The sequence below is a fragment of the Micromonospora parastrephiae genome (genome assembly GCF_016802865.1).
Classification (GTDB): domain Bacteria; phylum Actinomycetota; class Actinomycetes; order Mycobacteriales; family Micromonosporaceae; genus Micromonospora; species Micromonospora parastrephiae.
The window spans coordinates 43,462-66,983 of the sequence record NZ_JAEVHM010000010.1 but is presented as its reverse complement, the minus strand read 5'-3'; the positions used below and the strand labels follow the sequence as shown (position 1 = coordinate 66,983).

21 protein-coding genes, 2 tRNA genes and 1 pseudogene are annotated in these 23,522 nt (G+C 69.9%); 17 read left to right on the top strand and 7 right to left on the bottom strand.

Translation table 11 applies throughout. The features are described 5' to 3' along the window. The first annotated feature begins 76 nt into the window (after window positions 1–76). The 9 genes from JNW91_RS04465 (at window position 77) to JNW91_RS04425 (ending at window position 12,288) form a co-directional block, all read left to right on the top strand. On the top strand, window positions 77–433 hold the full coding sequence (locus tag JNW91_RS04465; protein ID WP_407664253.1) for an EboA domain-containing protein: 357 nt from the start codon (window positions 77–79) through the stop codon (window positions 431–433). 1 nt (window position 434) lies between these two features. Then, on the top strand, window positions 435–1,292 hold the full coding sequence (locus JNW91_RS04460) for a TatD family hydrolase (RefSeq protein ID WP_203173666.1): 858 nt from the start codon (window positions 435–437) through the stop codon (window positions 1,290–1,292). Beyond that, complete coding sequence (gene eboE / locus JNW91_RS04455; RefSeq protein WP_203173665.1) at window positions 1,292–2,491, top strand: metabolite traffic protein EboE; 1,200 nt, start codon at window positions 1,292–1,294, stop codon at window positions 2,489–2,491. Before JNW91_RS04460 ends, eboE begins: the two co-directional genes overlap by 1 nt. Beyond that, window positions 2,488–3,912 carry an alkaline phosphatase family protein gene (locus tag JNW91_RS04450; RefSeq protein WP_203173664.1) on the top strand — a complete coding sequence of 475 codons (1,425 nt, stop codon included), beginning with the start codon at window positions 2,488–2,490 and terminating at the stop codon, window positions 3,910–3,912. Before eboE ends, JNW91_RS04450 begins: the two co-directional genes overlap by 4 nt. Further along, complete coding sequence (locus JNW91_RS04445) at window positions 3,909–4,976, top strand: polyprenyl synthetase family protein (RefSeq protein WP_203173663.1); 1,068 nt, start codon at window positions 3,909–3,911, stop codon at window positions 4,974–4,976. The genes JNW91_RS04450 and JNW91_RS04445 overlap by 4 nt, the downstream gene beginning before the upstream one ends. Before the next feature lie 222 nt (window positions 4,977–5,198). Next, window positions 5,199–8,051: a ricin-type beta-trefoil lectin domain protein gene (locus tag JNW91_RS04440; RefSeq protein WP_407664255.1), complete on the top strand. Its 2,853-nt coding sequence runs from the start codon at window positions 5,199–5,201 to the stop codon at window positions 8,049–8,051. Between the two features lie 60 nt (window positions 8,052–8,111). Then, window positions 8,112–10,229, top strand: coding sequence for a ThuA domain-containing protein (locus tag JNW91_RS04435; protein ID WP_203173661.1), 2,118 nt, complete (start codon window positions 8,112–8,114; stop codon window positions 10,227–10,229). A 345-nt stretch (window positions 10,230–10,574) separates the two neighbouring features. Then, on the top strand, window positions 10,575–11,069 hold the full coding sequence (locus tag JNW91_RS04430; RefSeq protein WP_203173660.1) for a sensor histidine kinase: 495 nt from the start codon (window positions 10,575–10,577) through the stop codon (window positions 11,067–11,069). Window positions 11,070–11,280: 211 nt separating this feature from the next. Next, window positions 11,281–12,288 (top strand): sugar phosphate isomerase/epimerase family protein, encoded by a 1,008-nt coding sequence (locus tag JNW91_RS04425; RefSeq protein ID WP_151489674.1) that lies wholly within the window; start codon window positions 11,281–11,283, stop codon window positions 12,286–12,288. Between the two features lie 60 nt (window positions 12,289–12,348). On the opposite strand, the gene JNW91_RS04420 is transcribed toward JNW91_RS04425, so the two are convergent. Further along, window positions 12,349–12,753: a hypothetical protein gene (locus JNW91_RS04420; protein WP_203173659.1), complete on the bottom strand. Its 405-nt coding sequence runs from the start codon at window positions 12,751–12,753 to the stop codon at window positions 12,349–12,351. Window positions 12,754–13,046: 293 nt separating this feature from the next. On the opposite strand from JNW91_RS04420, the gene JNW91_RS04415 reads away from it, so the two are divergent. The 4 genes from JNW91_RS04415 (at window position 13,047) to JNW91_RS31810 (ending at window position 16,259) form a co-directional block, all read left to right on the top strand. Then, a tRNA-Asn gene (locus tag JNW91_RS04415) sits at window positions 13,047–13,119 on the top strand. A gap of 157 nt (window positions 13,120–13,276) precedes the next feature. Further along, window positions 13,277–15,394: an MMPL family transporter gene (locus JNW91_RS04410; protein WP_203173658.1), complete on the top strand. Its 2,118-nt coding sequence runs from the start codon at window positions 13,277–13,279 to the stop codon at window positions 15,392–15,394. A 274-nt stretch (window positions 15,395–15,668) separates the two neighbouring features. Then, a tRNA-Ile gene (locus JNW91_RS04405) sits at window positions 15,669–15,742 on the top strand. 118 nt (window positions 15,743–15,860) lie between these two features. Then, window positions 15,861–16,259, top strand: a complete 399-nt coding sequence (locus JNW91_RS31810) for a hypothetical protein (RefSeq protein ID WP_238424340.1) — start codon at window positions 15,861–15,863, stop codon at window positions 16,257–16,259. 9 nt (window positions 16,260–16,268) lie between these two features. On the opposite strand, the pseudogene JNW91_RS31805 reads toward JNW91_RS31810, so the two are convergent. The 3 genes and pseudogenes from JNW91_RS31805 to JNW91_RS04390 form a co-directional block, all read right to left on the bottom strand. After that, window positions 16,269–17,258: pseudogene (locus tag JNW91_RS31805) on the bottom strand (recombinase family protein); the annotation flags it as partial. Between the two features lie 184 nt (window positions 17,259–17,442). Then, entirely contained in the window at window positions 17,443–17,691 is a 249-nt protein-coding gene (locus JNW91_RS04395) for a hypothetical protein (protein WP_203173657.1), read from the bottom strand. A 461-nt stretch (window positions 17,692–18,152) separates the two neighbouring features. Next, a complete protein-coding gene (locus JNW91_RS04390; protein WP_203173656.1) occupies window positions 18,153–19,028 on the bottom strand; it encodes a replication-relaxation family protein in 876 nt (291 codons plus the stop codon). Between the two features lie 629 nt (window positions 19,029–19,657). Here JNW91_RS04390 and JNW91_RS04385 point away from each other — a divergent pair. Next, on the top strand, window positions 19,658–20,329 hold the full coding sequence (locus tag JNW91_RS04385) for a hypothetical protein (RefSeq protein WP_203173655.1): 672 nt from the start codon (window positions 19,658–19,660) through the stop codon (window positions 20,327–20,329). 143 nt (window positions 20,330–20,472) lie between these two features. On the opposite strand, the gene JNW91_RS04380 is transcribed toward JNW91_RS04385, so the two are convergent. Together JNW91_RS04380 and JNW91_RS04375 are read right to left on the bottom strand one after the other, a co-directional pair. Further along, the gene (locus JNW91_RS04380; protein WP_203173654.1) at window positions 20,473–20,676 is read right to left on the bottom strand and encodes a DUF397 domain-containing protein; all 204 of its coding nucleotides are present in this window, start codon (window positions 20,674–20,676) and stop codon (window positions 20,473–20,475) included. Beyond that, window positions 20,673–21,560 (bottom strand): helix-turn-helix domain-containing protein, encoded by an 888-nt coding sequence (locus JNW91_RS04375; protein ID WP_203173653.1) that lies wholly within the window; start codon window positions 21,558–21,560, stop codon window positions 20,673–20,675. Before JNW91_RS04375 ends, JNW91_RS04380 begins: the two co-directional genes overlap by 4 nt. Window positions 21,561–22,027: 467 nt before the next feature. On the opposite strand from JNW91_RS04375, the gene JNW91_RS04370 reads away from it, so the two are divergent. The 3 genes from JNW91_RS04370 to JNW91_RS04360 are packed head-to-tail and all read left to right on the top strand — an operon-like array spanning window position 22,028 to window position 22,963. After that, window positions 22,028–22,279 carry a hypothetical protein gene (locus JNW91_RS04370; protein ID WP_203173652.1) on the top strand — a complete coding sequence of 84 codons (252 nt, stop codon included), beginning with the start codon at window positions 22,028–22,030 and terminating at the stop codon, window positions 22,277–22,279. Between the two features lies 1 nt (window position 22,280). Beyond that, the gene (locus JNW91_RS04365) at window positions 22,281–22,562 is read left to right on the top strand and encodes a hypothetical protein (protein WP_203173651.1); all 282 of its coding nucleotides are present in this window, start codon (window positions 22,281–22,283) and stop codon (window positions 22,560–22,562) included. After that, window positions 22,559–22,963 (top strand): hypothetical protein, encoded by a 405-nt coding sequence (locus tag JNW91_RS04360; protein ID WP_238424339.1) that lies wholly within the window; start codon window positions 22,559–22,561, stop codon window positions 22,961–22,963. The genes JNW91_RS04365 and JNW91_RS04360 overlap by 4 nt, the downstream gene beginning before the upstream one ends. Before the next feature lie 48 nt (window positions 22,964–23,011). On the opposite strand, the gene JNW91_RS33430 is transcribed toward JNW91_RS04360, so the two are convergent. Next, entirely contained in the window at window positions 23,012–23,440 is a 429-nt protein-coding gene (locus tag JNW91_RS33430; RefSeq protein ID WP_309244221.1) for a hypothetical protein, read from the bottom strand. Window positions 23,441–23,522: the final 82 nt, after the last annotated feature.

Sequence of the window (23,522 nt, the reverse complement as noted above, 5' to 3'; positions counted from 1 at the left end):
CCCGGCTGGTCGCCGCCGCCCTCGGCCCGTACGCCCGGCACCTCGACGCGGCGGCCTGGCGGCAGGCGGTGCTCAAGTGCGTGTTCAGCGGCGTCCCCCCTCGCCGCGGTGGCCGACCTGGACAGCCGCGCCGACAGCGAGCTGGCCGCGATGCTGGCCGCGCTGGCCGAACGACACCCGGCTGGTCGCCGCCGCCCTCGGCCCGTACGCCCGGCACCTCGACGCGGCGGCCTGGCGGCAGGCGGTGCTCAAGTGCGTGTTCAGCGGCGTCCCCCTCGCCGCGGTGGCCGACCTGGACAGCCGCGCCGACAGCGAGCTGGCCGCGATGCTGGCCGCGCTGGCCGCCGAACGGCACGCCGCCGGCCGGGAGCTGCCCGCCGACGCCACCGACCTGCTCGACCGGCTCACCGCCGCACTGCCCCGGGAGGCGTGACATGCGTATCTTCGACCCGCACATCCACATGACCTCGCGCACCACCGACGACTACGAACGGATGGCCGCCGCCGGCGTCCGCGCCGTGGTGGAGCCCTCGTTCTGGCTGGGCCAGCCGCGCACCAGCGCCGCCTCGTTCACCGACTACTTCGACTCGCTTATCGGCTGGGAGCCGTTCCGGGCCGGACAGTTCGGGGTGCGGCACTTCGCCACGGTGGCGCTGAACCCCAAGGAGGCCAACGACGCGCGCTGTCGTCCGGTCCTCGACCTGCTGCCCCGCTACCTGAACAAGGACGCGGTGGTGGCGGTCGGCGAGATCGGGTACGACTCGATGACCCCGGAGGAGGACGAGGCGTTCGCCGCCCAGTTGGCCCTCGCCGTGGCGCACGACCTGCCGGCGCTGGTGCACACCCCGCACCGGGACAAGGCGCGCGGATGCGAGCGGACCCTCGCCGTGGTCGGCGAGTCCGGCATCGACCCGGGACGGGTGGTCGTCGACCACCTCAACGAGGTGACCGTCAAGCTGGTCCGCGACAGCGGCTGCTGGCTGGGCTTCTCCATCTACCCGGACACCAAGATGACCCCCTCTCGGATGGTGGAGCTGCTGCGCGAGTACGGCACCGAACGGATGCTGGTCAACTCGGCCGCCGACTGGGGACGCTCCGATCCGCTGCTGACCCGGGCCACCGGCGAGGCGATGCTGCGCGCCGGGTTCAGCGACGACGACGTCGACCAGGTGTTGTGGCGCAACCCGGTGGAGTTCTACGGGCAGTCCGGTCGGCTCGACCTGAGCGACCTCGACGTCACCGCCGCCGTGGACCCGCAGACCGGCAACTCGATCCTGCGCGGCGGCAGCTGATGCGGCTGCGACACGCCGGCGGCGACACCGTCCACCTCGGCTACTGCACCAACGTGCACCCCGCCGAGGACCTCGCCGGCATCCTCGGTCAACTGGACACCTACGCCGTACCGGTCCGCGAGACCCTCGGCAGCGACCTGCTCGGCCTCGGCCTGTGGCTGGCCGCCCCGGTCGCCGCCGAACTGGCCGCCGACGCGGCGCTGCGCCGCCGGCTGCGCGCCGAGCTGGACGCGCGGGGGCTGGAGGTCGTCACCCTCAACGGATTCCCGTACGCGGCCTTCCAGGCGCCGGTGGTCAAGAAGGACGTCTACCACCCCGACTGGACGACCGAGCAGCGGTTGACGTACACCCTGGATCTGGCCCGGGTGCTCGCCGACCTGCTGCCCGACGACGCGGCCCGGGGCTCGATCTCCACCCTGCCGTTGGCCTGGCGGCAGCCCTGGGACACCGGCCGGGCCGACGCCGCCCGGCGCCGGCTGGACCAGCTCGCGGCCGGCCTGGCCGCGGTGCAGCGGGACACCGGCCGGCAGGTGCGGGTCGGCTTCGAACCGGAGCCCGGCTGCGTGGTGGAGAGCACCGGCCAGGCCGCCGCGCTGCTGTCCGGGATGGACACCGAGCGGTTGGGTGTCTGCCTCGACCTGGCCCACCTGGCGTGTGCCTGGGAGGAACCGGCGGCGGCGCTGGACCGCCTGCGGACGGCCGGACTGCCGGTGGTGAAGGTGCAGGTCTCCGCCGCCGTCGAGGCGGCCGACCCGGCCGGTGGGGCCGACGCGCTGCACCGCTGGGTGGAGCCGCGCTTCATGCACCAGACCCGGGGCGCCGCTTGCGCCGGCGGCGGCGACCCCGCCGACCAGGCGTACGCCGCCGACGACCTGGACGAGGCGCTGGACCGGGCGCTGCCCGGCCCGTGGCGGGTGCACTACCACGTGCCCCTGCACGCCCCGCCCGAGGAACCGCTCGGCTCGACCCTGCCCGTTCTGCGCTCCGCGCTGAGAGCGCTCTACAGCGGCCCGACCGCCGGGTGCGACCACCTCGACGTCGAGACGTACACCTGGGGGGTTTTGCCGGCCGCGCGGCGGCCGGGCACCGACGCGGAGCTGGCCGGCGGAATCGCCGCCGAACTGGCCTTCGCCCGTGACGAACTGGTCGGCCTCGGGCTGACCCCGGAACGCACCCTGAGCGCGGGAGTGACGCGATGAGCCGACGACTGGTGGTCCTCGACGTGGTGGGGCTGACCCCGCGACTGCTGGCGCACATGCCCCGGCTGCGCGGGGTCGCCGACGGCGGCTTCCGGGCCGAGCTGGGCACCGTGCTGCCCGCGGTGACCTGCTCGGTGCAGTCCACCTTCCTCACCGGCGAGCCGCCCAGCGGGCACGGCATCGTCGGCAACGGGTGGTACTTCCGGGAGCTGGGCGAGGTGCTGCTGTGGCGGCAGCACAACGCGCTGGTCGGTGGGGAGAAACTCTGGCAGGCGGCCCGTCGGGCCGAGCCCGGCTACACCGTGGCCAACGTCTGCTGGTGGTACGCGATGGGCGCGGACGTCGACTGGACCGTCACCCCACGCCCCGTCTACTACGCCGACGGGCGCAAGGAACCGGACTGCTACACCGACCCGCCGGAGCTGCACGACGCGCTCACCGGCCGGCTGGGCACCTTCCCGCTGTTCACCTACTGGGGGCCGACGGCCGGGCTGCCGTCGTCGCGGTGGATCTGTCAGGCGGCCGAGCAGATCCTGGCCGACGTGTCGCCCGACCTGACCCTGGTCTACGTCCCGCACCTGGACTACGACCTGCAACGCTACGGCCCCTCGTCGGCCCAGGCCGCCGCCGCGGCGGCGGAGCTGGACGCGGTGCTCGGGCCGCTGCTGGACGCCGCCCGGGCCCGCGACGCCACCGTGGTGGTGCTGTCGGAGTACGGCATCACCGACGTGTCCCGGCCGGTGGACGTCAACCGGCTGCTGCGCGCCGAAGGGCTGCTGCGGGTGCACACGCAGGCCGGCATGGAGTACCTCGACCCGTGGACGTCGAAGGCGTTCGCGGTCGCCGACCACCAGGTGGCGCACGTCTACGTCCGCGACCCGGCCGACGTGCCGGCGGTGGCGAAGCTCTGCGCCGGCCTGCCCGGGGTGGCCGAGGTGCTCGACGCCGACGGCAAGGCCGCGTACGGGTTGGACCACCCGCGCGCCGGCGAGCTGGTGCTGGTGGCCGAGTCGGACGCGTGGTTCACCTACTACTACTGGTTGGACGACGCCCGCGCGCCGGACTTCGCCCGGCTGGTGGAGATCCATCGGAAGCCGGGTTACGACCCGGCCGAGCTGTTCTTCGATCCGGCCAACCCGGGTGCCGCGAAGGCTCGTGCCGGGGTGGCGCTGGCCCGCAAGAAGCTCGGTATGCGGTACCTGATGAGCGCGGTGGGCCTGGACGCCGGCGCGCGGGCGGTGCGGGGCTCGCACGGGCGGCTGCCGGACGACCCGGCGGACGCCCCGGTGCTGCTCTGCTCCGACCCGACCGCCGCCCGGGACCGGATCGCGGCCACCGAGGTCAAGGGGTTGTTGTTGGAGCTGGCCGGGCTGCGTACCGACGGGGGCGCGGCAGCGGACCGGCCGGGGGAGGGGGCATGACGGTCACCGTCGCGCCCACCGACACCAGCGGGCTGCGGGCGCGCTTCGACGCGGAGCTGGCCGCGTTCCTCGACCGGCAGGGGCCGGACTGGCCGGACGGCGCGCCGCGCGGGGTGTTCACCGCGCTGCAACGGTTCGTGCTGGCCGGTGGTAAGCGGCTGCGTCCACTCTTCTGCTACTGGGGTTGGCGCGGTGCGGGCGCCGCCGACGGCACCCCGATCGTGGTGGCCGCGGCGGCCCTGGAACTGTTCCACGCCTTCGCGCTGATCCACGACGACATCCTCGACGGCAGCGACCGCCGCCGGGGTGAGCCGTCGGTGCACCGGCTCTTCGCCGACCTGCACGCCCGCTCGTCGTGGCGCGGCGACCCGGAGGCGTACGGGCGCAACACCGCGCTGCTCTGCGGCGATCTCTGTGCGGCCTGGTCGGATCAGATGTTCCACGAGTGTGGGCTGAGCACCGAGCAGGTGCATCGCGGCTACGGCGTGTTCGCCCTGATGCGTACCGAGGTGATCGCGGGGGAGTACCTGGACCTGGTCTCCGGGGTGGGCGACGGTTCGGTGGCCAGCGCGCTCACGGTGATAAGGATGAAGGCTGCCCGGTACACGGTCACCCGGCCGTTGCAGATCGGCGCCGCGTTGGCCGGCGCGGGGCCGGAGCTGATCGCCGCGCTGGGCGAGTTCGGTGACCCGCTGGGCGACGCGTTCCAGCTCCGCGACGACGTGCTGGGCGTCTTCGGCGATCCGGCGGTCACCGGCAAGTCGGTGTTGGACGACCTGCGCGAAGGCAAGCCCACGGTGATGATGGCGCTGGCCCGGAGCGCCGCCGACCGGACGCAGACCGCGCGGCTGCGGGAGCTGTTCGGCAATCCCGCGTTGGACGCCGACGGCGCGGCGGAGCTGCGGGCGATCATCGAGGGGACCGGCGCGCGGGAGCGGATCGAGCAGATGATCCGGGTCTGTACGGAGGCCGCGCTCACCGCCCTGGAGAGCGCAGAGGTGGCCGACGAGGCCCGGTCCGCGCTGATCGCGTTGGCGGCGCAGGCGATCGACCGTAGCGCCTGACTCCGGCCGACTTTCGGTGAGATCGACGAAAGTTGTTGCCAGATCACCGGAAGGTATGGACACATCGACACGCGCAACTTAGTGTCGTGGCCAACACGACAATGTTTCGTCGAGGTGAACCGGCGGCGCGGTAACCCATCGACCCCCACCACCGCTACGGCATCCGGCGCGACGGCGCGCGCCCGGCCTGGCATTCGTCAGGAAGGGACAGCACAAATGTCCATGAAGGACGGTTCCACACACCGGTCCCGACGATGGTTCTCCGCCGGATCGGCACTGCTGCTCACGGTCGCGGCCGGCACGGCCGCACTCGTGGCCGGCCCCACACCGGCCCAGGCGCACACGATCAACGCCAGCGACTTCCAGCAGGTCGAGCTCGCCCGCGGCGTGTCCGACATGGGTGAGCCGATGTCGCTCGCCGTACTGCCGGACCGCTCGGTCCTGCACACCGCCCGCAACGGCACCCTGCGTCGCACCGACGCGGGTGGCACCACCTCGGTGATCGGCACCCTGCCCGTCTACAACCACGACGAGGAGGGGTTGCAGGGCGTCGGGGTCGACCCCAACTTCGCCAGCAACCGGCAGATCTTCCTCTACTACGCCCCGCCGCTGTCCACCCCCGGCGGCGACGCGCCCGCCACCGGCACCGACTTCTCGGCCTGGCAGGGCGTGAACCGCCTCTCCCGGTTCACTCTCAACGCGGACTTCACAATCAACCAGGCCAGCAAGGTCGACGTGCTCGACGTGCCGGCCGATCGAGGTCTGTGCTGCCACGTCGGCGGGGACATCGACTTCGACGCCGCCGGCAACCTCTACCTGTCCACCGGCGACGACACCAACCCGTTCGAGTCCTCCGGCTACTCGCCTCTCGACGAGCGGACCAACCGCAACCCGGCGTACGACGCACAGCGCAGCGCCGGCAACACCAACGACCTGCGCGGCAAGATCCTGCGGATCAAGGTGAACGCCAACGGCACGTACTCCATCCCGTCGGGCAACCTGTTCGCGCCCGGCACGGCCAGGACACGGCCGGAGATCTACGCCATGGGCTTCCGCAACCCGTTCCGGATCAGCGTGGACAAGGCCACCGGCGTCGTCTACGTCGGTGACTACGGGCCGGACGCCGGCTCCACCAGCTCCACCCGCGGGCCGTCCGGCCAGGTGGAGTTCAACCGGATCACCGGACCGGGCAACTTCGGATGGCCGTACTGCACCGGCACCAACACCAGCACCGAGACGTACAACGAGTGGGACTTCGCCAGCAACACCGGCGGGGCGAAGTACAACTGCACCGGCGGGCCGACCAACAACTCGTTCCGCAACACCGGCCTGACCACCCTGCCCCCGGCCCAGCCGGCCTGGATCCGGTACGCCGGCGACGCCGGCACCCCGACGGAGTTCGGCGGCGGCTCCGAGTCGCCGATGGGCGGCCCGGTCTACCGGTACAACGCCTCGTCGACCTCCACCACGAAGTTCCCGCAGTCCTTCGACGGGCAGTTCTTCGCCACCGAGTTCGGCCGGGGCTGGATCAAGCCGATCCACGTCAACTCCGACGGCTCCCGCGGCGTCATCGACACCTTCCCCTGGGTCGGCAAGCAGGTGATGGACTCGGCGTTCGGCCCGGACGGCGCGTACTACGTGCTCGACTACGGCACCGGCTACTTCAACGGTGACGCCAACTCCGCGCTCTACCGCTTCGACTACGTCGGCGGCGGCAACCGGGCACCGACCGCGGTGGCCAGCGCCAACCGCACCTCCGGCGCCGCGCCGCTCGCGGTGACCTTCTCCTCGGCCGGCTCGTCCGACCCCGAGGGCGGCGCGCTCACCTACTCGTGGGCGTTCGGTGACGGGACCACCTCGACCGCCGCCAACCCGACGAAGACGTACACCGCCAACGGCACGTACACCGCCACGCTGACGGTGCGGGACCCGCAGGGTGCCACCGGCAGCAGCAGCGTGCAGATCAGCGTCGGCAACACCGCGCCGACGGTGACCATCAACAACCCCGGCAACGGCCAGCTGTTCAGCTTCGGTGACACGGTGCCGTTCAGCATCACGGTGACCGACCCGGAGGACGGCACGATCGACTGCACGAAGGTCAAGATGACCTACGTGCTCGGGCACGACCAGCACGGGCACCAGATCACCTCGAAGACCGGCTGCTCGGGTTCGATCACCATCCCGGTCGACGGTGAGCACGACGACGCGGCGAACATCTTCGCGATCTTCGACGCGGAGTACACCGACGCCGGTGGGCTGACCACGCACACCCAGCACACGTTGCCGCCGCGGCACCGGCAGGCCGAGTTCTTCGGCACCTCGTCCGGGATCAACGTGTTCAGCAAGACCCCGGCCGAGGGCGGCAAGACCGTCGGCGACATCAACAACGGTGACTGGATCGCGTTCCAGCCGTACCGGCTGGGCAACGTGACCTCGTTCACCGCCCGCGTCTCCTCGGCGGGTGCCGGCGGCACCCTCCAGGTCCGGGCCGGCTCGGCCACCGGCACGGTGCTCGGCTCGGCCACCGTCCCGGTGACCGGCGGCTGGGAAACGTTCACCACGGTCACCGGAACGATCAGCAACCCGCCGAGCGGCACCACCACGCTCTACCTGACGTTCGCCGGGTCGGGCACCGGAGCGCTCTACGACCTGGACGCGTTCACCTTCGTCACCGGCACACCTCCCGCGGGCGGAGCCGGCGCGATCAAGGGTCTGGGCGGCAAGTGCCTGGACGTGCGCAACGCCGCCACCGCGGACGGTACGCAGATCCAGATCTACACCTGCAACGGCAGCGCGGCGCAGACCTGGGCGGTCACGCCGAACTCGACGATCAAGTCGTTGGGCAAGTGCCTGGACGTGTCGGGTGGAGCCACCGCCGACGGCACCAAGATCCAGCTCTGGACCTGCAACGGGACCGCCGCGCAGAACTGGTCCGCCCAGGCCGACGGCACGCTGCGCAGCCCGGCGTCCGGCAAGTGCCTGGACGTCTCCGGAAACAACTCCGCCGACAGCACGGTGGTCCACCTCTGGACCTGCGTCAGCGGTGCCGCCAACCAAAAGTGGACCCTGCCCTGAGCTGAGAGGAGGGGCTCCGGTCGTACCGGGGCCCCTCCCAACCGTCCTTAGGAGAGCGATATGCGCAGACTCCTGCGACCCGTCCTCGGCGCGGCCATGGCCGCCCTCGCCGTTCTCGCCTGCACCACCCCGGCCACCCCGGCCAGCGCCGCCGACGCCCCGTACGACGTGCTGGTGTTCTCCAAGACCGCCGGCTTCCGGCACGACGCCATCCCGGTCGGCATCCAGACCATCCGTGACCTGGGCGCCGCGAACAGCTTCACCGTCACCGCCACCGAGGACGCCGCCGCGTTCACCACCGCCAACCTCGCCCAGTACGAGGCGGTGGTCTTCCTCAACACCACCGGCGACGTGCTCAACGCCAGCCAGCAGACGGCCTTCGAGTCGTACATCGCCTCCGGTCGGGGCTACGTGGGCGTGCACGCCGCCGCCGACACCGAGTACGACTGGCCGTTCTACGGCAACCTGGTCGGCGCGTGGTTCGCCTCGCACCCGGCCATCCAGCAGGCCAACGTCAAGGTGGAGGACCGGGGGCACGCCGCGACCGGGCACCTGCCGCAGACCTGGACCCGCACCGACGAGTGGTACAACTACCGGACCAACGCCCGGTCCACCGCGCACGTGCTGGCCACCCTGGACGAGTCGTCGTACTCCGGCGGCGGCATGGGCGCGGACCACCCGCACTCCTGGTGCAAGAGCTACAGCGGCGGCCGGTCCTTCTACACCGGCGGTGGGCACACCCAGGCGTCGTACGCCGAGCCGGCGTTCCGGGCCCACCTGCTCGGGGGTATCCGGTACGCGGCCGGTCGGAGCAAGGCCGACTGCCGGCCGGAGACCGGCTACACCCCGCTGTTCAACGGTTCGACGGCCGGCTGGTCGCAGGCCGGCCCGGGCAGCTTCACCAACTCCGACGCCACCCTGACGTCGGTGGGCGGCATGGGGCTGTTCTGGTACAACGCCAAGCAGTTCACCAACTACTCACTGAAGCTGGACTGGAAGCTGGCCGGCGACGACAACTCCGGCATCTTCATCGGGTTCCCGCCGTCCAGTGACCCGTGGTCGGCGGTGGACAACGGTTACGAGATCCAGATCGACGCCACCGACGCGGCGGACCGCACCACCGGAGCGGTCTACACCTTCAAGTCCGCCGACATCGCGGCCCGCGACGCGGCGCTGAACGCGCCGGGGGAGTGGAACACCTACGAGCTGCTGGTCGAGGGCGAGCGGCTGCAGATCTTCCTCAACGGCGTGAAGATCAACGACTTCACCAACACCAATCCGGTACGGTCGCTGGCCGGCCACATCGGCATCCAGAACCACGGCACCGGTGACGACGCCTCGTTCCGCAACATCCGGATCAAGGAGTTGGGCACCACCCCGCCGCCGACCGGGAACACCACGATCCAGGCCGAGGCGTTCAGCTCGGCCAACGGCGTCTCGGCGTTCACCAAGCCGGGCGCCAACGGCGGCCAGACCCTCGGCTACATCGAACCGGGCGACTGGGCCGCGTACAACGGCGTGAACCTGACCGGCGTCACCTCGTTCACCTCCCGGGTCGTCTCCGGCGGCGCGGGCGGCACCATCCAGGTGCGTACCGGCTCGGCGACCGGCACGGTGCTCGGCTCGGCCACGGTGCCGAACACTGGCAGCTGGGAGACCTACGCCAACGTCAGCACGACCCTGTCGAACGTCCCGTCCGGCACCCAGAACCTCTACCTCACCTTCACCGGTACCGGCACGGGGCTCTTCGACGTGGACGACTTCACCCTGGTCAAGGGCAGCGGTGGCGGCACCCCCGGGGTCGGCCCGGTCAAGGGCCTGGCCGGCAAGTGCCTGGACGTGCGCAACGGCGCCACCGCCGACGGCACCCAGATCCAGATCTACACCTGCAACGGCAGTACGGCGCAGACCTGGACCGTGACGCCGAACTCGACGGTCAAGGCGCTCGGCAAGTGCCTGGACGTGTCCGGCAGCGGCACCGCCGACGGCACCAAGATCCAGCTCTGGACCTGCAACGGCACCGGCGCGCAGAACTGGGCGGCCCAGGCCGACGGCACCCTGCGCAACACGTCGTCGGGCAAGTGCCTCGACGTCTCCGGCAACAACTCCGCGGACAGCACCATCGTGCACCTCTGGACCTGCCTCGGCGCGGCCAACCAGAAGTGGACCCTGCCCTGACCCGCTGAGCATGGAGGGGCCGCCGGTCACGGCCGACGGCCCCTCCAGGCACCTGCAACGCTGACCATGCCCGGCCCGGTGCGCCCCACGGCCCACCCGGCCGGGCCTGGTCGGTCTGTTGGTCTGCTGGTCTGGTCTGCGGCTTGGGCGCCCGTGTGCCGTCCCGGCGTGGTCGATGCCGGGTGCCGGGCCCGGACGGCAGTGCACCGATGAGCGGTATACCTGTGCGTCATAAAAATGACTCACAGGTATACCGCTCAAACAAAGTGTCGCCGCCCGCCGCCCGCCTCCGTCCCCGCGAGGCCACGGACCGGCTCCCAGCGCGACTGCCGTACCTTGACCAGCATGGGGCGTTTCGCGCGGTGGCGCCGGACGGTGCGGGCGCACGGGCACCAGCTGCTGCACAGGGGCGAGGAGCCCGATCCGTTGACCGGGCCGGCACCCAGCCTGAACCGTCTCGACGCGCTGGTGGAGGGCTTCGCCGCAGGCCAGTCGGTGCGCTGGGCCCTGGCCGGAGCACCCCGCCCGCTCCCCGACGCGGTCGACGTGGCGGCGTACCGGATCATCGAGGAGTCGCTGACCAACGCGCGCCGGCACGCCCCGGGCGCACCGGTCGCCGTCCGCCTGCGCTACGACCCCGAGGGCATCACCATCGAGGTACGCGACGACGGCGCCGATGCCGCGGCGCCGGTCGGGGACACCCGGGGCGCCGGGCGGGGTCTGATCGCGGTGCGTAGGCGCGCCGAACGGATCGGCGGCAGCTTCTCCGCCGGCCCACGACCCGGCGGCGGCTTCGGCGTCCGGGCCGTCCTGCCCGCGCCCGAAGAAGCAGCCGAGTGACGATCCGGGGCTTCCGCGATGGGGTGCGGCGCAAATAGGGTGGGAGCGGCGACCGTGACGGTGGCCGGTGACCCGGTGGGAGGCGCAACCCGCCGGGCCCAGGTGTGTTCCGCACCCACCGGCGACCGCCCCGACGCCACGTACCGGTCTGACCGGTCACCCTCGCCCTGGTCCGCACACGGAATCCCCATCACAACAGGGGAGAAGGACAATGGCGCGACCCATCACGCTCTTCACCGGCCAGTGGGCCGACCTTCCGTTCGAGGAGGTCTGCCGGCTCGCCTCCGAGTGGGGCTACGACGGTCTGGAGATCGCCTGCTGGGGCGACCACTTCGAGGTCGACAAGGCGCTCGCCGACGACTCGTACGTCGATCGCAAGCGGGAGACGCTCGCGAAGCACAACCTTGAGGTCTTCACGATCTCCAACCACCTGGTCGGTCAGGCGGTCTGCGACCACCCGATCGACGAGCGGCACCAGGACATCCTGCCCGCCCGGATCTGGGGCGACGGGGAGCCCGAGGGGGTCCGCCAGCGGGCCGCCGAGGAGATCAAGGACACCGCGCGGGCGGCGGCGAAGCTCGGGGTGAAGACCGTCGTGGGCTTCACCGGCTCGTCGATCTGGCACACCCTGGCGATGTTCCCGCCGGTGCCGCCGTCGATGATCGAGCGCGGCTACCAGGACTTCGCCGACCGGTGGAACCCGATCCTCGACGTGTTCGACGAGGTGGGGGTGCGGTTCGCGCACGAGGTGCACCCCAGCGAGATCGCGTACGACTACTGGACGACCAAGCGGGCGTTGGAAGCGATCGGCAACCGGCCCGCGTTCGGGCTGAACTGGGACCCGTCGCACTTCGTCTGGCAGGAGCTGGACCCGGTGAACTTCATCTTCGACTTCGCCGACCGGATCTACCACGTGGACTGCAAGGACGCGAAGGTGCGCACCGGGGACGGCCGGCGTGGCCGGCTCGCCTCCCACCTGCCCTGGGCGGACCTGCGCCGCGGGTGGGACTTCGTCTCCACCGGGCACGGCGACGTGCCCTGGGAGGACTGTTTCCGCGCGTTGAACGCCATCGGCTACACCGGTCCCATCTCGATCGAGTGGGAGGACGCCGGAATGGACCGCCTGCTCGGCGCTCCGGAGGCGTTGCAGTTCGTCCGTCGGCTCGCCTTCGACGCACCGAGCGCCGCCTTCGACGCGGCGTTCAGCAGCAAGGACTGACCGCACCTGAACAGACCACGGGCCGGTCGCCCTCTCGGCGACGCGTCGACGTGCGATGGGTCAGAGCGTGCTGGCGTTGGTGCCCGAGCCGGACGGCTTGGTGCGGGGGTTGGTGGCCGACGGAGACCCGGAGGTCGTGCCGACCGAACTGCTGCCCGTCTTCGCGCCCATCGTGGCGGGCGTGCCGGCGAACGCGTCGTCGGCGGCGGTCAGTTCCTGCTTGCCGGTGCTGCCGTTGCCGGTGCCCAGCTTCTCGCCCAGCTTGGTCTGGCCGAGCTTGTCCTTGCCCTCGCTGTAGAGCTTGTTGGCCTGGGCCTGCGCGACCCCGGCCGCCTCCTGGACGGTCGGGTGGTCGAGCACCTTGCGGCCCCGGACCACGAGCTCTTCGTACTTCTCCCGGCCGGCACGGGCGCCCAGGACGAATCCCGCAGCCAGCCCGCCAAGAAACATGATCTTTCCGCGCATGGCGGCTCCTTCCGTACCTGACGCGCCGTCGCCCCGCCGGGTCACCCCGCCGGATGGCGACCAATTCGCGCCTGCGTCCTCTGTCCGCAGCTAACTACCCATCCTGCTCTCCGCTCAAGCATGGTTGGGCCGGGATGGCGATTTACCCTAATTGTCGATACATTGCCGCCCTGACCTGCGCCTCTTGATCAACGAAGGTGGGGAGGGAACCCACTGGACCACCACCCGGGGATGTCCTGTACTCTTGTCCCGTCGCACGGCGCCGGCGGGATCCGGTGCCGGGCGGTGCACGATCCCCTGTAGCTCAATTGGCAGAGCAGCCGGCTGTTAACCGGCAGGTTATTGGTTCGAGTCCAATCGGGGGAGCTTCTCACAGCGCCCGTCGGCAGTACGCCGGCGGGCGTTTTCGTGCGCGTGGCCCCGGTTTGGCCCTCCCTCGACCCGCTCGCCCGGCAGGATGGTCGATGTCGACTCAGGCTCATGCTGCGTCGATTGATGCGTCGATTCATTGGGGTGAGTGCGGATGTCCGGACGAGGCGGCAGGGCCACGCTGATCGCGGTGGCGCTCGTGCTGGCCTGGCTGGTCATCGGCGGTGTGGCCGGCCCGTACTCGGGGCGCCTCAGCGAGGTCGCCACCAACGACAACGCCGCCTTCCTGCCCACCAACGCCGAGGCGACCCGCGCCCAGGACCTCGCCGGCCGGTTCGTCGACCGGGAGACCACCCCGGCGCTGGTCGTCTACGAGCGGCGTACGGGAATCACCGACGCGGACCGCCAGCGGGTCGGCGCCGACGTGGCGCGTTTCGCCCAGGTGCCCGGCGTGGTCACCCCGCTGCCCCCACCCATCCCCAGTGCGGACGGCCAGGCTCTCCAGGTCGTCGTGCCGGTGGACGACGCCGAGGGTGAGGAGATCGGCTCGGTCGTCGAACAGCTTCGCGACATCACCGGCGGCGGCCGGGACGGACTCACGGTTGACGTCGCCGGACCGGCCGGCCTGCTCGCCGACCTGATCGAGGTCTTCGCCGCCATCGACGGGCCGCTGCTGCTGGTCACCCTGGTCGTCGTGCTGATCATCCTGCTGATCGTCTACCGCAGCCCGGTGCTCTGGATCTTTCCGCTGCTCGCCGCCGGAATGTCGTACGCGCTGGCCTCGGTGTTCGTCTACCTGCTCGCCGACGCCGACGTGATCAAGCTCAACGGGCAGGCCCAGGGCATCCTCACCGTGCTGGTCTTCGGCGCCGGTACCGACTACGCACTGCTGCTCATCGCCCGCTACCGCGAGGAACTGCACCGGCACGACCGACCGTGGGACGCCATGCGCACCGCCTGGAAGGGCGCCGCGCCGGCCATCATCGCGTCCGGCGGCACCGTCATCGTCAGCCTGCTCTGCCTGCTGCTGTCCAGCCTCAACTCCAACCGGGCGCTCGGCCCGGTCGCCGCCATCGGCATCGCCGCCACCCTGCTGGTGATGCTCACCTTCCTACCCGCGCTGCTGGTGATCGGCGGCCGGTGGGCGTTCTGGCCCCGGCGGCCCCGAGCCGACCAGGCCGACCCGCGGGCCGAGCACGGCATCTGGAGCCGCATCGCCGGCTTCGTGGCCCGGCACGCCCGGCCGATCTGGCTGAGCACCGCCGTCGTGCTGGCCCTCCTCACGCTCGGCCTCACCCAGCTCGGCGCCACCACCCTCGGCCAGTCCGACCTGTTCACCCAGCGCACCGACTCGGTCGACGGCCAGGAGGTGATCGCCCGGCACTACCCGGCCGGCACCGGCAGCCCGGCCACCATCTTCACGACCGAACAGACCGCCCGACAGGTCGCCCAGGTGGCGCAGGGCGTACCCGGCGTCGCCGACGTGCGCCCGCTTCCCGCCGGCCCGCAGACCGGCCCACCGCAGGGAAACGCCACACCGAAGGTCGTCGACGGGCGGGTGCAACTGGAGGCGACCCTGGCCGACCCGCCCGACAGCGACGGCGCCGAACGGACCATCCGCAAGCTACGGGTCGCCGTACACCAGGTGCCCGGCGCGGACGCCGTGGTCGGTGGGTTCACCGCTACCAACGTGGACACGTCCGACGCCGCGAGGCGCGACCAGAACGTCATCATCCCGGTCGTGCTGGTGGTCATCGCCGTCATCCTGGCCCTGCTGCTGCGCGCCCTGCTCGCCCCGCTGCTGCTGATCGCCACCGTGCTGCTCAGCTTCGCGGCAACCCTCGGCCTCTGCGCGCTGCTGTTCCGGCACGTCTTCGACTTCCCCGGCGTGGACACGTCGTTCCCGCTGTTCGCGTTCGTCTTCCTGGTCGCGCTCGGCATCGACTACAACATCTTCCTGATGAGCCGGGTCCGGGAGGAGTCGGTCAAGCGCGGCACCCGCGCCGGTGTGCTCGCCGGCCTCGCCGTCACCGGCGGGGTGATCACCTCCGCGGGCATCGTGCTCGCCGCGACCTTCTCCGCCCTCGCCGTCCTGCCACTGGTGGTCCTGGTCGAGTTGGGTACCGCCGTCGCCATCGGGGTACTGATCGACACGATCATCGTCCGGTCGCTGCTGGTGCCGGCACTCGCGTACGACATCGGGCCGAAGGTCTGGTGGCCGGGCCGGTTGTCCCGGGCGAACGGTGAGCGGGAGGCGCGCGATGCTGGCTGAGACCGACGTGGTCATCGTCGGCGGCGGCCTCGCCGCCGCCCGCCGGCTGCACCGCCCGTGGCCGGCGACCACCGGGACAGCCCGTCGATCCAGGCGCTCTCACCAGCGGCCGGCGCGGTGCTGGAGGAGTTGCGCGCCAGCTGACGGCCATTCCCGGGCGGACGGAAGCGCGCTGTTATATTCCTGTTGCCCATCGTGCTGGCGAAGGCGGGGGCACCGGCCGGCTCGGTGCTGGCTGCTGATCGCCGAGCGGGATAAGATCCGGCGCGGCATCGGGGCGGTAGCTCAGCCGGTTAGAGCAGGGGACTCATAATCCCTCGGTCGCGGGTTCGAGTCCCGCCCGCCCCACCGACCGCACCATTGTGCGAACCGGTGGTACTCCTGAAGTGCCCCCGTCCGTTTCGGGCGGGGGCATCGTCGTGTCTGTGGGGATCTTGAACACGGGTACGACTCCCTGGTCGGTGAGTTGGACTTCGGCGATGAGCGTTTCGACTGCGGCTTTGCGCTCGGTGGCGGTGCCGCTGGTCATGATGGCGCTGAGGTGGTCGCGGATGCGGGCGACGGTGCCGGGCGGCGGGGGCTCGGGCTGCGATGTCAGGCTGGCGTCGAGTTCGGTGTGCCGGGTCCGGAGTTGGGCGAGTCGTTGGCGGAGGTCGCGGATGCGGGGTCCGGCGGTGGCGTCGTCCATGGTGCCGTTCTCGAACGCGGTGTGGTAGCGGTCGATCGCGTTCTCGGTGCTGGTGATCTGGTGGGCGGTGGCGGTGAGTTCGGCGCGCCGGTCGTCGGTGGTGGTGTCGTGTTGGGCGTGGGCGCGTTGGATCATGGCGGCGAGGACGGGTTCGGCGGTGGTGTAGAAGTCGAGTAAGGCTTTGAGGATCATGTGGTCGAGGTCGTCGGCGGGGAGCCGGGGTGCGGTGCAGGTGGCGTGTTTGCCGTAGCGGGTACGGGTGAAGCAGGTGTAGTACCGGTAGCGGCGGGTGCGACCGTTGGCGGACGTGCCGATGTAGCGCTGTCCGCACTGCGGACAGGTGAGTAGGCCGGTGAGGTAGTAGTCCGAGTCGGACATGGCCCGCTGGGTTTGGACGTCGCCGCGGGCGTTGGCGATGTCCTGAGCGCGGCGGAACGTGTCCCGGTCGATGAGCGGCTCGTGGGCGTCGGGGACGTAGACGTCGCGGTAGGCGATGTCCCCGAGGTAGGCGGGGTTGTCCAGGATCCGGTTGATGGTGTGTCCGGACCACTTCTTGCCGGTGCGGTTGGGGACACCGCGCTCGTTGAGGTCGCTGGCGATGGCGCGTGTGCCGAGTCGCTCGCGGGTGTAGAGGCGGAAGATGTCCCGCAGGATCGGTGCCTCCTCCGAGTGGGGGACCAAGCGCTGCGTGTCTTTGTCAACGAGGTAGCCGTAGGGGCGGGTGCCGCCGGCCCATTGGCCTTTGCTGGCTTTCGCGGTCATGCCACTTTTCACCCGGTCGATGATCATGTTGCGTTCGAATTCGGCGAACACGGCGAGGAATTGCAGAATCATGCGGCCGATGGCGCCGCCGGTGTCGACGGGTTCGGTGGCGGAGGTGAATCGGACGTTGGCGGCGTCGAGGGTGGCGGCGAGGTCGACGAATTGGGCGAGGCTGCGACTGAATCGGTCGACTCGGTAGACGAGGAGGACGTCGTACATGCCGGCTTTCGCCGCGTCGAGTGCTTTTTTGAGGCCGGGGCGTTCGGTGGTGGCGCCGGAGGCGTCGTCTTCGAATTCGCAGACGATGACCCAGCCGGGGTGGTTGTCGACGTACTTGTGTAGGGCGGTGCGTTGGGCGAGCAGGCTGAAGGGCTGGTGTTCGTCGTCTGTGGAGCGTCGGATGTAGACGCACACCCGGCACGGGCCGGTCGGCGTGTCGGGCTGGGTGCTCGTGGGGGCGCGTCGGCCGCGTCGTTTCGGTGCGCTGGTGGGGGTGGGCTTGCCTGTCAAGGTGGTTCCTCCGTGCGGGGTTGGGGTGGGTCGGCCGGTGGGCGGCCCACGCGCAGGTGGGCCGCCCCCGGCGTTGGGGCGAGGGAGTTCAGGCGGCGAGGTCGGGATGTTCGCGCCGGAAGTGGTTGAGAAGGACGGCGAGGGCTTCGGCGGCGTTGTCGAGGTCTTCGGCGGTCATGGGAATGGTGTCGACGCGTGCGATACGCATCGGAATCGTCGTTTCCTTTTCGTTCGTGGGGAAGTGTTTCGCACCGCCGTTATTGATGGCGGTACCGGGATACGGTTCGTCAGGATAGCTCCGGACGGCGTTTTCGTCGTCATACGGCGCGGTGGCCACGGTCCTCCGAAAAGCATGTGAATCTGCGGGAGTCGGAGTCCTTCGTTCATGCGATTTCCTTTCCTGCGCGGAATCGCGCGATCTGTCCGATTGATGCAAAAGCAGCGACTCAAGGCGGTCGCTCTGCTTCCGTGAAAGGGCGGGGACGATACCTCTGAGCGCTGTCACCGGGAAGCGATTCGGACTGTCAGCGGCTCACGGGAACTCACGCGGGGCGTCGGAGAGCGGCTGACAGTTGCGAAGCGTTGCTGTCACCGTGGGAGCAGAGGTATGGTCCGCACCCCGGTCGGGCGGGAGTGGCTCAGGCGTCCGCTTGCCGCGCTGCGCCGGCCGCCGCCGCCAACGCCGATCAGGATGTAGCCCTCGCGTCCGCTGGTCCAGGGGTCTGCGGCGTGATGGCCCTGCCGCCGCCTGTGTGGGCGCGTGTCCGGCTCAGCAGGGAGTGGGTCGCCGTTGTTGGGTTAGGTGGCCTGTTCGGTGCGGCTGTCGGCGGCGGGGAGGTCGGCTAGGCGCAGCGGCGCCCCGTGGTGGCGGTGCAGCCACCACCCCGCCTCGGCCGGGTTGATGCCGGTGACCTCGGCGTGCACGGCGGTGGCCACCGGGTAGATGGTCCCGGCGGCGGCGAGTTCCTGGTGCAGGTGCCGCTCGCGTGCCGGGGAGTGCAGCCAGAACAGCACTGGCCAGATCCGGCCGGTGGCGTGCGCGAGTTCCCGGTAGCCGGCGATCTTATCGACCAGGCGGGACAGGGGCCGTTCGGTGCCGAGGTCGTACTCCAGGAAGAATGGCACCGTGCGGTCGCCGTCGACCCAGATGCCGTGCCCGTCCGGCCGTGACCTCGGCTGGTAGATGCGCACGGTGACGTCGTCGTCGGGTTCGGCGAAGGCGCCCATCTGCTGGCAGCGTCCCGCCGGCCACCAGCGCACCAACTCGCTGCCGGGATGGGTGCGGGCGTGCCCGGCCAGGGCGGTGAAGAAGCCGTTGACCCCGAGCAGGTGCGGCAGGTTCGCCCGCCTCGTCAGATGCCACCGCCTCTTGCGGGCTTGGTCCTTGCGGGGCAGGTCGTCGCCGCGTTGCGCGGCGACGACCTCAACGCCGAGCTGCGCCAGAACGTAGTGATAGGGGTAGGAGCCGCCGTCGGGCTTCTGCGGCCGGAACCGGTCCACCACCCCCAACTTCTGTGCCAGGGCCCGCAGGCGTTCCTGGGCGTAGTCGACCGATGGGTAGAGGGCTTCGGCGATCTGGAAGGACGTGAGCACCCCGTGGTCGGCCAGCCAGCCGAGCAGCACGAGGTCTCGATCGGTGAGCTGGGCCTGGACCCGAAGCAACGGATCAGCCATACGTCACCCCCTTCCTATGGGGAGAGACCCAGTCTGAGGGTCTGTCGCAGCACGACAGACGGTGCTGACAGCGGTCCTGACCTGGGCTGTGAGCCGAATCGAAGGGTCCGTTCGGGGGTCCTGTTGAAGCGGGACACCAAGTGGGAGACCCGGCCGGACCCGCAACGGGAGGTCAAGGCCGAATCCGTCAGGTTCGGGGTTCGCGTAAGCGAGGGCTCTTGCGTTTCGCGCGGAAAAGGCGTGATGCGTGGCCAAGGTGTACTCCATGAGCGAGATCAGGGTGGGTGGAACGGAGCCGTAGACTTCGCGGCCGTGGTGGTGGCATAAGGGCAGGCCGGTAATGAGTCGGGGTGTTGTCAGGTGAGGCCGTAAGGTGTCACAACCAACGTCTACTGAACACAGCAGGACGGACACGGCCGGCAGGAGCACGGGCTCACACGATCGGCGGCGACCTGGAATCATGTTCCGATGCCGTTCGGATCGATCGTGGTGACTTGACTAACGAGAAGGTTGACGCTCTACCACCAGTAGTGCGTGCATGCCTGAGGGCTCGTGGAGCGCTGGGCGACGCAGTAGATCTCGTACTGATTCACAATGAACGTCCGGGCGGTGGTGATCAGCCGCGGGGGGTGCTGAACCCGCTGGTGGTGATGCTGGCTGTATCTACATGGGAGCGGCTGGTGTACGAGGTCGGCAGCGCCGTCAGCTTCCCCGTGAGCGAGCGGGAGACTGTCGGCCGGCTGGGCTGGCGGAACAAGCAGTCAAAGGCCGCGCGAATCTTGGCTCAGGCAACGGCGCATTGTCCTGCCCCGCTCCAACTTCCCGGCGCGCTGATCCTCACCTTCTTCGACAGCGCTGCTGGAAAGCGGCTCGGATCCCCTGTTGAGCTGAGCGCCGTCGAGCATTACGACGACATGTCGAAGCGCTTGGACGACTTCATCGAGCTACGCAACGGCGTGGCGCACCGGGTCTTACCAAACAAGATGGCAGCGCCGTCCTACGAAGGCATGGGCAGCGACGCGGGTCCCGGCCGGCGGAGCGGCGAGGTGCGATGGTCGGGCCGGACGTTGAACACAAGCATCGCCCGGAGCGTCCTCGCCACCTACGTCCAATTAGTCGATCAGACGATCGCCTGCCTTCTCACGTCCGAAAGCATCGAGGGGCGCGCGGCCGATCCGTACCGCCTTCCAGCGTGGTGGTTTACAGATGACCATGAGCAGGACGGCATCAGGTCCGCTCAGCCGGGCTGTCTGTGGGGCGGGGCGAAGCTCCCGCGACGGCCCCAGAAGATGGCGACCTGACGGCCGTCGATGTCGGCTGAATTTTTCAGGCAGAGCCGACAATGGCAGCGGGAGCATGAGGGCAACCCGCGATCTTGGTTAGTGCGGCGGACGACCGACTTGGTGGCGCAAGTGCCGCGCCTACTGCCACCCGGATCGCCCTGCTACGACCTCGGGATGCCGTTCTTTGCGCCCGCCAAGAAACTCGCCCATGCGGCGCGCTCGAAGACGAGTACCGGACCCGAGGGGTCCTTGCTATCACGCAGCGCGACAGTGGTGTCGAAGTCGGCGACCTCGACGCACTGACCGTTCCCACTCGATCGGCTGCTCTTTCTCCACTGGGCGCGGGACGCGTCAGCTTGGTTCATCCCGTACCTCCTTGTTGATCGATCACGGCGGCTTGGGCCTTGATCAGTTTGATCGAGTTGGTGGGGTCCAGCGCGGTGGCGCGGAGGTGTTCGAACGTGGTGGCGTAGCGGCGTACGTCTGCCTCGCGCTCCAGGAACAGATCGCCGGCCATGCTGTCGACGTAGACCAAGGCCGGGTCGGCCGGGTCGGGGAAGTCCATGACGACGAACGAGCCCGGCATGCCGGCGTGGGCGCCGGCCGTGAATGGGATGACTTGGAGAGTCACGTGCGGCTGGTCGGCTGCCTCCGCCAGGGCTTCCAGTTGCGCGGCCATGACCTCAGCGCCGCCGGTCTGCCGGTGCAGGACGGCCTCGTCGAGGATTGCCCAGACACGCAGCGGCTCCGTCTTGCGAAGTGAAACCTGTCGCTGTATCCGCGCGTCTACCCGGGCCTGAACGTCAGCGTCCGTGGCTAACGGTAGGACGCCGCGGATCACCGCCCGAGCGTAGTTCTCGGTCTGGAGGAGGCCGGGGACGAAGAGGGACTCGTAGTTGCGGACCGATCGGGCCTCGGCCTCGAAGCTGATGTACGTGGTGTACAGCTCGGGAAGCTCGGACTCGTACGCCTGGAGCCATCCCAGCTGCGCGGCCTGACTCGATAGGGCGATGAGTTCGCTGCGCTTGTCTTCGTCGGTGACGCCGTACTTGTCGAGCATCGCCATCAGGGTGCGCCGCTGTGGGCGGACCTTGGCCGTCTCGATCCGATAGAGCGTGGCGGGGTTGATGCCGGTCTGCTCGCTGACCTCGTCGCGGGTGAGGCCGGACGCGGTGCGCAGTCCACGCAGCTCCGCAGCGAGCCGCCGGAGGCGCACGGTGGGTGGCTGCCGTCGAGCTGACAACTCCATGTCCCTTCGCTCCTGTCGTAGTCAGAGTGTGCCCGCCATGCGGATGCAACCTCTAGGCAGGCCAGGCAAGTGACTTACTTGCGAATGCAATCCTTGCATTCTCACTAGTGCATAGGCACTATGGGCTTGAGCATGTCAGGCCGGTGCGGCCGAAAGCCGCGCGGTGCGACGGTGGGCTCGCGCTCCCAGGGGCCCGCCGCTCGTCCGGCCTCGGACGCCTCTTGACGGGACGCAGCCCGTCACCCGAAGCGGGCTGCGTCCCTTGAGGGGCCGAGTCAGGGAGGCAACGCAGTGGTCCCATCCCTCGCCCTGGTGGCGGTTGCGGTACTTGGCTTCGCCGCTGGGCTGTTCCTGTTCAGGGTCAAATCTCGGTGGTGCCGACGGTGCGGTTCGGTGCTGAACTGCCCCGCCTGCGGAGGCCGCAGATCCCGGCCACATCCGGGCCAAACGGGTTGGATGGGCGGGCTGTGATCCCGACACCCCTCACACCCGAGGTGACGGTCGCGCCCGGCGACGCTGTGCACCTACGTGAGCAGGACTATCAGCACAGCTGCGGTCCGCTCTGGCTGCGAATCATCCACGTCCGCCTTGACCTAAGCACCTGGTACGACGGCCAGTGGGTGTGGCTCGAAGGCATCGAGATCAACGCGCACAGCCAGGCAGGATGCTTCCGGCAAGTGCTCGCCCGCGTGGCTGCCCTCCCGCGACCGGAGGCATGAGATGGCCGCCACCATCTACCTGTCGGCGGCGGCCATCGATCAGCTCACCGCCGCCCAGCGAACGCTCGCAGAGCACGTCACCTCCAGCGCCACCGGCTACTGCCTGCGCTGCCGTCTGGTCGGCCCCTGCCCTACGAACGAGCAGGCCGCCGCCACCTTCACGGGTTACGGCCGCCTACCCCGCAGAACGCCCGGCGCCACCCGCCCCCAACTCATCAACGCCCGCCGACTCACCGCCAGCCCTGATCCCGCGGCCGGCCTCACCCGGAGGTACCAACCATGACCCTGCCCGACATCGCCGCCGCGCTGCGGGACCTGTACGTCTCCATCGGCCAGCAGCAGGACCTTGCCAAGGTCGTCATCCAGGATGCCGAGAACGCCCGAGCCGAGTTCCGCGCTCTCACCGCCGGGGCCAACAACCCACTGGTCAACCGGGCACTGGGCAACTACGCCCAAGGAATCGTCAAGCTCCGCGACGGCTCATGGCTACTCGCCGAAGCAGGCGGCATCCTCGCCGAGTACGCACGAGCAATCGGCATCGACCTCCCTCAGCAGCCCGCCAAGGAAAAGCGGAAGGTCGAGCCGACTCACGATGAGCGAAGCGAAGCCATTTTCGACCATCCCGACGGCCAGCCACCTTCGCAATCCGACGAGTCGGCACCACACGATCCGCAGGCCCACTGACCGTCCGGGCTCGACGACATCTTCCAAGCGGCGGGCGGCTAGCGGCGCTCAGCCACCAGCCGTCGCCACCGCCACCAAGTGCTTACCGACGAGGTCCTGAGCCTGCTTGACCTCGTCTACACCCTCCTCAAGGCGAACAGCCGCCTGCCGGCACGCACGGACCGCGCTGTTCAGCAGGTTGTTTCCGCCGCCCCGGCTGACCTTTTGAAAGTGGGCCTGAGCATTGTTCACCGAGTCGACAACCTCCGCGATGCCCCGACCCACCTGATCGAGCGTCTGCAGCACCATGCTCAACTCCGCCATCACCGAACCGATCGGACCACCACCCCGCCCAGCGGTGATCCGATCCAGCCCGGCGTTCATGGCACGGCCGACCAACCCACCGACCTTCATGCCGGCGTACGCCGCACCCACCGCGACCAAGGGCGAGGGCTGGTGGCCAGCGGCATCGACTGCCGCAGTGGCCGCCACCGCGATCCCAGCGCCAGCCACCTTCCCGACCTTCTCGCTGACCTTGGTGATGCCTTCCCGCGCTGATTCCACCGCTGTATCCACCAGC